We start from the raw sequence: 8,532 nt of genomic DNA on the forward strand, positions 1-8,532 counted from the left end.
TGCTCATGCTGAGTTTCCAGCACTAGATTAACTGCCCGTTCACGGACTTCCGGAGAGTAACGTTTGGTCGTTGTCATAGAGACCTCCACTTTTAAAGTATAGACTCTAATTTATCCGGGGTGATTCAGAATAGCATCGGTCAGCTCCGCTTCAATCAGCGTCGCGTTGGTCAGATCGGTTTCTGTCAAATTAGCACGGGAAACATCAGCGCGGGTCAAATCAGCACCGGTCAGGTCAGCACCGATGAGATCAGCACGCACCAGGATGGCGCCTGCCAAACTGGCGCCTTCCAGACGGGCGCCGGCCAAATTAGTACGGGAAAGATTCGCGCGGGACAGGTCAGCACCGGCCAGATTTGCTCCGCTCAGGTTCATTTTACCTTGTTCGGTCAAGATAACGGGGTCCTGAGGTATTTGAAATTGGTTCCTCAGAATTAATGTCCGGCAGACATCATGATATGTCTTGAGATCAATTTTATGACTAACAGCATGGTCGCCATCGCCAACTTCCACCGTCACCTTTTTTTCATCGCTATCCATTGCTGTAAGTTTAAATGATATCTTATAGCCACTGACATCATGTAAAATGATATCCCGCGGCTCGGTTATATCTGTTCCCTGCAATGCTTCCACCATTTTGTCCATCATTACGGGGTATAAATTTTTCTTTTCACGCCGTATACCACCAAAGGTCAAAATATCTAATAAATGCTCCAGGATACCTGTTGGCGACATGGCATCTTTCATGGCGTGCGATGAGCCGGTGCCCGCGGCTCGGGCAAAATCCAAGGTACTACTCATAGAGGTATGCGTTGTAATCATAATGACCTTTGTCGGAAAAATGGATGTAAGCTATAAATTAAACCTATTACTGAACTAAACCTGATTAAGCGAGCAGCACCACAACAAAAAAGGGCGAACATCCGCAAAGCCCAAACCCTTAAAAAGCGTCATGGCCGAGTGTCAATGACCGGGTATTTTTAATCGGCAACATACTTAGCGCTAAGCTTGAGAATTCGGGTCTGGGTATTTCAAAGCCTCTCTTGTTTCATCACTACCGGTGAAGGTAAGCGCACATGACGGTAACTCATTTTAGTTCTGGTCTTGCTCCATTTGATTATTTTATCCCTGGAACGATTCCACTGTAATGGGTCCATATGATTTTGCTATTTTTTGCAGAGCGCGATAATAAGGTAAAACTCTTATTTTGAGCATGATCATTTCTCGCACACTTATTTATGGCCTAATTCATCACACAGAGTAATATGGCGTTTTTATAAACGAGATCTAGAAAAATAGACCGCGTTGATTCATCACATACAAAGTGAGCTATAGCCACAACAGACTGTGTTGATTTATCACAATCGAAGTGAGCAGCAGCCATAATAGACCGCATAGATTGATAACGATTGAAGAAAACGGTAGGTGTAACGTGGTGAACCAAGGGAGGTATGTCATGCCAAGGGCGCGGGATAAATCACCAAACGGCTTATACCCACCGTGCCATGCTCAGCGGGGTGGCAAGCAGAACAACTTTTGAAAACCTAAGGGGGCCTTGTTTCAAGGTTTAAGGCTCAGTAAAAAGGCGCCTATGGCGCCTTTTTGCTTTACCGGCAGGGCAATTATTTTTTGCCGACCGGAATACTGAAACGCTTGTTAAAGCGATCAACACGACCGCCGGTATCAACCACACGTTGTTTACCGGTGTAGAACGGATGGCAAGCGCCGCAAACGTCCAGATTCAGATCGTGGCCCAGGGTGGAGTGGGTCTTGATGACATTACCGCAAGAGCAGGTAGCAGTAATTTCTACGTATTTCGGGTGGATATCTTTTTGCATGGAAAACCTCTTCGTAAGGCCGCGTCGCTATCCAGTCTACTTTAGCCAGACACCACGCGAATGGAGTTTATCGCTCTAATGTCGGATGACATCAAAGGCGGCGAATCATACAGAATGCCGCCAATCTTTGCAAACACAATCCGCACATCAAAGGCGACACAGTGTACACTAGCAGCACTTTTTTGCCACCCAGGATGGATGCATGTCCGTTGTAAACGTCGCGTTACCGGTGCCGCTGGCTCGGACATTTGATTATCTTTTGCCCGCTAACGCCGCACCGGCAATCGGCGGGCGGGTCCGGGTTCCGTTTGGTCAACGTCAGGTGATTGGCATCGTTACCGCCATCCGCGAGCACAGCGAAGTGGCCCTGGACAAGTTAAAGCCGATTAGCGCTGTACTCGACAGCCAGTCGTTGTTCCCGGATAGCCTGTGGCGCATCCTGAACTGGGCCATAGGTTATTACCATTATCCCGCCGGCGAAGTGCTGTTCCACGCCTTGCCCGTTCTGCTTCGCCAGGGCAAACCGGCGTCGATGGCGCCACTGTGGCAGTGGTTCGCCACGGAACAAGGACGCAGCACGCTACCCGACACCCTGAAGCGGGCACCCAAACAACAACAGGCGCTGGCGGCGCTACTGCGGGGGCCGGTGTATCGCCATCAGGTAGGCGAGCTGCAGCTGGCCGACACGGCGCTGCAGGCGCTGCGCGCTAAAGGGTTATGCGATTTGCGGCCCCAGGCGGTGGACGCGCACGACTGGCGACCCGGGTTCTGCGTTAACGGCGAACGGCTACGGCTGAATACCGAGCAGGCCACCGCCGTCGGCGCTATCCGCAGCGAGGATGACCGGTTTGCCGCCTGGTTGCTGGCCGGTGTGACCGGCTCCGGCAAAACCGAGGTCTATCTGACGGTGCTGGAAAATATTCTCGCCAAAGGGCAACAGGCGCTGGTGCTGGTGCCGGAAATCGGCCTGACACCGCAAACCATTGCCCGTTTTCGCGAGCGCTTCACCGCGCCGGTTGAGGTTCTGCACTCGGGACTCAACGACAGCGAACGGCTGGCGGTCTGGCTGAAAGCGCGGGGCGGCGAGTGCGCTATCGTCATCGGCACCCGTTCGGCGCTGTTTACCCCCTTCGCCCGGCTGGGGATTATTGTCATCGACGAGGAGCACGATAGTTCCTACAAGCAGCATGAAGGGTGGCGCTACCACGCCCGCGATCTGGCCGTTTTTCGCGCGCGGGAAGAAAAGATACCGATAATCCTTGGCACCGCCACGCCCGCCCTCGAAACGCTTTATAATGTGCAGCAGAAAAAATACCGCCAGCTTACGCTTGGCAAACGCGCCGGCAGCGCCCGACCCGCCGGCCAGCAATTGCTGGATATGAAGGGGCTTGCGCTGACCCACGGGCTATCGGCGCCGCTGCTGGATAAAATGCGCACGCATTTACAGGCCGGCAATCAGGTCATGTTGTTTCTGAACCGGCGCGGCTTCGCGCCGGCGCTGTTGTGCCATGAATGCGGCTGGATCGCCGAATGCCAACGCTGCGATCATTACTACACCTTACATCAACACCAGCGTCAGTTGCGCTGCCACCACTGCGACAGCCAACGCCCGCTGCCGCAGCAATGCCCGCAGTGCGGCTCTACCCAACTGGTCGCGGTCGGGTTGGGCACCGAGCAGCTGGAGGCAGCGCTGACGCCCTTGTTTCCAGACGTGCCGGTGACGCGCATTGATCGTGACACCACGGCGCGCAAAGGCGCGCTGGAAGATTACCTCGCTCAGGTCCAGCGCGGCGGCGCGCGCATTTTGATCGGCACTCAAATGCTGGCCAAAGGTCACCATTTCCCGGATGTCACGCTGGTGTCGTTACTGGACGTGGATGGCGCACTCTTTTCCGGTGATTTCCGCGCCGCCGAACGTTTCGCCCAGCTTTATACGCAGGTCGCCGGCCGCGCCGGCCGTGCCGGCAAACAGGGAGAGGTTTTACTACAGACCCACCATCCCGAGCATCCTCTGCTGCAAACGTTACTGCATCGCGGTTATATGGACTTCGCGCAGCAAACCCTGGAGGAACGTCGCCAGGCGGGGCTGCCGCCCTTTACCAGCCATATCCTGTTTCGCGCGGACGATCATGACAATCGCCAGGCGGGATTGTTTCTCGATCAATTACGCCAACTGCTGGACGCCAGCCCGCTGCGGGATAATGCGCTGTGGCTGATGGGACCCATCCCCGCGCTGGCGCCCAAACGCGGTGGGCGTTTTCGCTGGCAATTGCTGCTGTCCCACCCTTCGCGTCCACAGCTCCAGCGCTTGGTCGCCGCCAGTTTACCGCTGGTAGGCACCCTGTCCCAGGCGCGCAAAGTAAAATGGTCGCTGGACGTTGATCCGCTCGACAGCTGACGCCGAGGTTTTGCGATCCCGCTTCGGCAATGGCGTAAAAATGATAGTCGGTAAGGTATTGGCCTCGTCCCGGCGGCAAGAGATCTGATACAAAGGGGGTGCCGTTGAGGTTGGATAGGGCCAGGGATGCCCCCAGGAGTGATGCGTGGAATTAAAAAGAAGCCGTGCTTGCGCCGCAACAATGCGGGATGTGGCGCAGCAGGCGGGCGTTTCCACCGCGACCGTCTCACGGGCGCTGATGCGCCCGGAAAAGGTGTCGCCGGCGACGCTGCAGCGGGTGCGGCGAGCGGCGTGTAACATCGGCTATGCGCCGCTCTACCCCGGCCGGCCGATGAAAAGCCACGAAAGCGCCACGCTTCTGGCGTTAGTGCCCGAAAGCGGCGACCCGCATCTTGGCGAGGTCCTGCGCGGCATTCAGGAAACCGCCGCCGCCCAGGGTTATTGGCTGCTGCTGCTGCTGCTGCCGTACCGCCCTGCGCCGGCGCAGAAAAAAAAATCTAAGCGACGTGATCTGCGGCAGAGCGATTGATGGTATGTTGCTGCTCGGCGCCGATGTGCCGTTTTGCCTTGATAGCGAGATGCAGCCCACTCTGCCGCCAATGGTCATGGTGAATGAATATGTGCCGGCGCTGGCGCTGCCAACGGTACATACTGATAATCTGACCGCAGCCTGGCGGGTGGTGGATTATCTTTACCGGCTGGGCCACCGCCGCATCGGCTGTATCAGTGGTCCGGCGCAGCTGCCCGCGTGCCGGTTGCGCCTGGAGGGGTATCGTCAGGGGCTGCGGCGCCATGGCATTACGCCGCGGGAACAGAGCATCTTTCACGGCCCGTTGACTTGCCAGACTGGCTTGACGGGACTTAACATGTTGATTTCACGACCGCAGCCGCCTACCGCTATCTTTTGCCATAGCGATATGATCGCCCTGGGGGCGTTAGCGCAGGCGAAACAGCTCGGCCTCAGGGTACCGGAAGAACTCTCCCTGACCGGGTTCGGCAATCTGACGGCGGCGGCCTACTGCTGTCCGCCGTTAACGACGGTGGCGCCCCCCTGTTATCGTATTGGCCGCGAAGCAGTGCTGTTACTCTTGCGCCAACTCAGGCAACATGCGACAGGGGCAGCATCAATGATGCTCGACAGTGAATTAGTCATACGCGGCACCAGCGCCCTGCCGCAGACGCATCACTGATGCGCTTTCGGAATGCTGACACTGGTCAAATATTACTGCCTTCAGTAACATGACGGCCTGATGATTATCTCAAATTTAGCGAAACGATAGTGGCACAAAGAGACTATGTAGGCCGTGGCAAGTCCTCGGGCACGCGGCGTAAAACGACCAACCGTAAAAAGAAACGTTCCTCCTCCGGCACGTCCAAAACGATGATCGCACTGGCGGCGGCCGTCTTGATTACGTTTATTGGCGGTCTCTATTTCATCGCGCATAACAAATCGGAAGACGCGGTGATTGTGCCTAACCGCGGCAAAACCCCCGGCAGCGGGCTACCGCCCAAGCCGGAAGAACGCTGGCGTTATATCAAAGAGCTGGAAAATCGTCAGATTGGGGTACAGTCCCCGACCGAGCCCACCGCGGGCGGCGAGGTGAACTCACCCGCGCAGCTGACCAATGAACATCGCCAGCTGCTGGAGCAGATGCAGGCGGATATGCGCCGGGAACCGACGCACCTGAACGAAGTGCCCTATAACGATCAAAGTAAAACGGTGGGTGCGGTGCAAACGCGTCCGACGACCCAGGCGCCGCGCAACCCGTTTAGCCAGCAACCCGTGCAGGCCCCGCGCCAGACGCCGCCGCCGGCACGGCAAACCCCTGCGCCAGCGCCCATTCAGCCGGTGCAGAAGAGCGCCGAAGCGGGCGGGGCGAAAGAGGCGCCTAAAGAGAAACCGCAGCGTTGGCTGGTCCAGTGTGGCTCATTCAAGGCAATGGATCAGGCTGAGTCGGTGCGGGCACAATTGGCCTTCGCCGGCATTGAAAGCCGCATTACCACCGGCGGCGGCTGGAACCGCGTCCTGCTGGGCCCCTATTCCAGCCGCGCTGGCGCCGATAAGATCCTGCAGAGCGTGCGCGGGGCCGGGGTATCAAATTGCATCCCCGTTGCCGCCGGGGGTTGAAAACCCCGAATCCCACCCCATTTAATAGTTATCCTCGCCCCGTATTCTTTGCGGGGCGCTCACTATTTCTATTCCAAGGGGTTGCTCGTGACAACAATCGTCAGCGTACGCCGCAAAGGCCATGTCGTCATCGGTGGTGACGGACAGGCCACTCTGGGTAATACCGTCATGAAAGGTAACGTGCGCAAAGTCCGCCGCCTATATAATGACAAAGTTATCGCGGGCTTCGCCGGTGGCACCGCGGATGCCTTTACCCTGTTTGAACTGTTTGAACGTAAATTGGAAGTACACCAGGGCCATCTGGTCAAAGCCGCGGTTGAATTGGCTAAAGACTGGCGTACCGATCGCATGCTGCGCCGTCTGGAAGCCCTGCTGGCGGTCGCCAACGAATCAGACTCGCTCATTATCACCGGCAATGGTGACGTCATTCAGCCGGAAAATGATCTTATCGCTATTGGCTCCGGCGGCCCTTATGCCCAGTCGGCGGCGAGTGCGCTGCTGGAAAACACTGAACTTGGCGCCCGCGATATCGTCGAAAAAGCGTTGGGAATTGCTGGTGATATCTGCATTTACACCAACCAGTTCCACACTATTGAAGAATTAACGTCCAAAGCGAAGGATCCTGAAAATGTCTGAAATGACCCCACGGGAAATCGTCAGTGAACTCGATGGATACATCGTTGGCCAGCATAACGCCAAGCGCGCCGTGGCCATCGCGTTGCGTAACCGTTGGCGTCGCATGCAACTGGACGAAGCGCTGCGCCATGAAGTGACACCGAAAAATATTCTGATGATTGGCCCCACCGGCGTCGGTAAGACGGAAATCGCCCGTCGCCTGGCAAAACTGGCCAACGCGCCGTTTATCAAAGTCGAGGCCACTAAATTCACCGAAGTCGGCTATGTCGGCAAAGAAGTGGATTCCATTATCCGCGATTTAACCGATGCGGCCGTCAAAATGGTGCGTCTGCGGTCCATTGAACAAAATCGTTTTCGCGCCGAAGAGCTGGCGGAAGAGCGGGTGCTGGATGTCCTGATCCCCCCGGCCAAGAACAACTGGGGCCAACCGGAGGAGAGCGGCGAGCCCTCCAGCGCGCGCCAGAATTTCCGTAAAAAGCTGCGCGAAGGTCAGCTGGATGAGAAAGAAATTGAAATCAATCTCGCCGCGGCGCCGATGGGCGTTGAAATCATGGCGCCTCCCGGCATGGAGGAGATGACCAATCAGCTGCAATCGATGTTCAAAAATCTGGCCGGCCAGAAACAGAAGCCGCGCAAGATAAAAATCAAAGAAGCCATTAAGCTGCTGGTGGAGGAAGAAGCCGCCAAGCTGGTGAACCCGGAAGAACTGAAAGAGAAGGCGATCGAGGCGGTAGAGCAGCACGGTATCGTATTCATCGATGAAATCGATAAGATCTGCAAACGCGGCGAAGTGTCCGGGCCGGACGTCTCCCGGGAAGGCGTGCAGCGCGATCTGCTGCCGCTGGTGGAAGGTTGCACCGTTTCTACCAAGCACGGGATGGTGAAAACGGACCATATTTTGTTCATCGCCTCCGGCGCATTTCAGGTTTCCAGCCCGTCGGATCTGGTCCCCGAGCTGCAAGGCCGTCTGCCGATCCGCGTCGAGCTTGAAGCCCTGACCACCGACGATTTTGAGCGCATCCTGACCGAACCGAGCGCCTCGCTCACCACCCAATATATCGCGCTGATGGCGACCGAAGGGGTGAGCATCACCTTCACCGAGGATGGCATCAAGCGTATCGCCGAAGCCGCCTGGCAGGTGAACGAACGCACCGAAAATATCGGCGCCCGTCGTCTGCATACCGTTCTGGAGCGTTTAATGGAAGATATTTCCTATGACGCCAGCGAGTGGAACGGTAAAACTATTTCTATTGATGCAGATTATGTTCGCGGCCACCTGGATGAGTTAGTATCTGATGAAGATTTGAGCCGCTTTATCCTGTAACGCATTTCAGGGTAATCGACATCCGCAACGGGAGGCTCAGGCCTCCCGTTTTTTTCGGCGCGCCCGCCACCGTAGAGAAGAGTGAATCACCCCGGATAAATTAGAGTCTATACTTTAAAAGTGGAGGTCTCTATGACAACGACCAAACGTTACTCTCCGGAAGTCCGTGAACGGGCAGTTAATCTAGTGCTGGAAACTCAGCATGAGCA

General features: G+C 56.2%; 6 protein-coding genes and 1 pseudogene. 5 read left to right on the forward strand and 2 right to left on the reverse strand.

Annotated elements, in window-relative coordinates; translation table 11 throughout:
- Window positions 1–110: 110 nt before the first annotated feature.
- Window positions 111–800 (reverse strand): pentapeptide repeat-containing protein, encoded by a 690-nt coding sequence (locus tag CINSTRO3249_RS10035; protein ID WP_174249771.1) that lies wholly within the window; start codon window positions 798–800, stop codon window positions 111–113.
- Window positions 801–1,621: 821 nt separating this feature from the next.
- Window positions 1,622–1,837, reverse strand: coding sequence for a 50S ribosomal protein L31 (gene rpmE / locus CINSTRO3249_RS10040; RefSeq protein ID WP_074013180.1), 216 nt, complete (start codon window positions 1,835–1,837; stop codon window positions 1,622–1,624).
- A gap of 202 nt (window positions 1,838–2,039) precedes the next feature.
- Between rpmE and priA the strand changes: the two genes are divergently transcribed.
- From priA to hslU, 5 genes and pseudogenes are all read left to right on the forward strand, one after another.
- The gene (gene priA / locus CINSTRO3249_RS10045; RefSeq protein WP_074013181.1) at window positions 2,040–4,235 is read left to right on the forward strand and encodes a primosomal protein N'; all 2,196 of its coding nucleotides are present in this window, start codon (window positions 2,040–2,042) and stop codon (window positions 4,233–4,235) included.
- A gap of 181 nt (window positions 4,236–4,416) precedes the next feature.
- Window positions 4,417–5,425: pseudogene (locus CINSTRO3249_RS10050) on the forward strand (substrate-binding domain-containing protein).
- An 89-nt stretch (window positions 5,426–5,514) separates the two neighbouring features.
- Complete coding sequence (ftsN, locus tag CINSTRO3249_RS10055; RefSeq protein WP_074013182.1) at window positions 5,515–6,363, forward strand: cell division protein FtsN; 849 nt, start codon at window positions 5,515–5,517, stop codon at window positions 6,361–6,363.
- An 87-nt stretch (window positions 6,364–6,450) separates the two neighbouring features.
- Window positions 6,451–6,999 carry an ATP-dependent protease subunit HslV gene (hslV, locus tag CINSTRO3249_RS10060; protein ID WP_074013183.1) on the forward strand — a complete coding sequence of 183 codons (549 nt, stop codon included), beginning with the start codon at window positions 6,451–6,453 and terminating at the stop codon, window positions 6,997–6,999.
- The gene (gene hslU / locus CINSTRO3249_RS10065) at window positions 6,992–8,323 is read left to right on the forward strand and encodes an HslU--HslV peptidase ATPase subunit (protein WP_074013184.1); all 1,332 of its coding nucleotides are present in this window, start codon (window positions 6,992–6,994) and stop codon (window positions 8,321–8,323) included. Before hslV ends, hslU begins: the two co-directional genes overlap by 8 nt.
- Window positions 8,324–8,532 lie beyond the last annotated feature (209 nt).

The organism is Candidatus Sodalis sp. SoCistrobi, from assembly GCF_900143145.1.
GTDB lineage: Bacteria > Pseudomonadota > Gammaproteobacteria > Enterobacterales > Enterobacteriaceae > SoCistrobi.

What these genes read in the sequence shown, in the direction of transcription:
- priA (WP_074013181.1), top strand. Translation starts at nt 2,040, where the DNA reads ATGTCCGTTGTAAACGTCGCGTTACCGGTGCCGCTGGCTCGGACATTT.
- hslU (WP_074013184.1), top strand. Translation starts at nt 6,992, where the DNA reads ATGTCTGAAATGACCCCACGGGAAATCGTCAGTGAACTCGATGGATAC.
- CINSTRO3249_RS10035 (WP_174249771.1), bottom strand. Translation starts at nt 800, where the DNA reads ATGAGTAGTACCTTGGATTTTGCCCGAGCCGCGGGCACCGGCTCATCG.
- rpmE (WP_074013180.1), bottom strand. Translation starts at nt 1,837, where the DNA reads ATGCAAAAAGATATCCACCCGAAATACGTAGAAATTACTGCTACCTGC.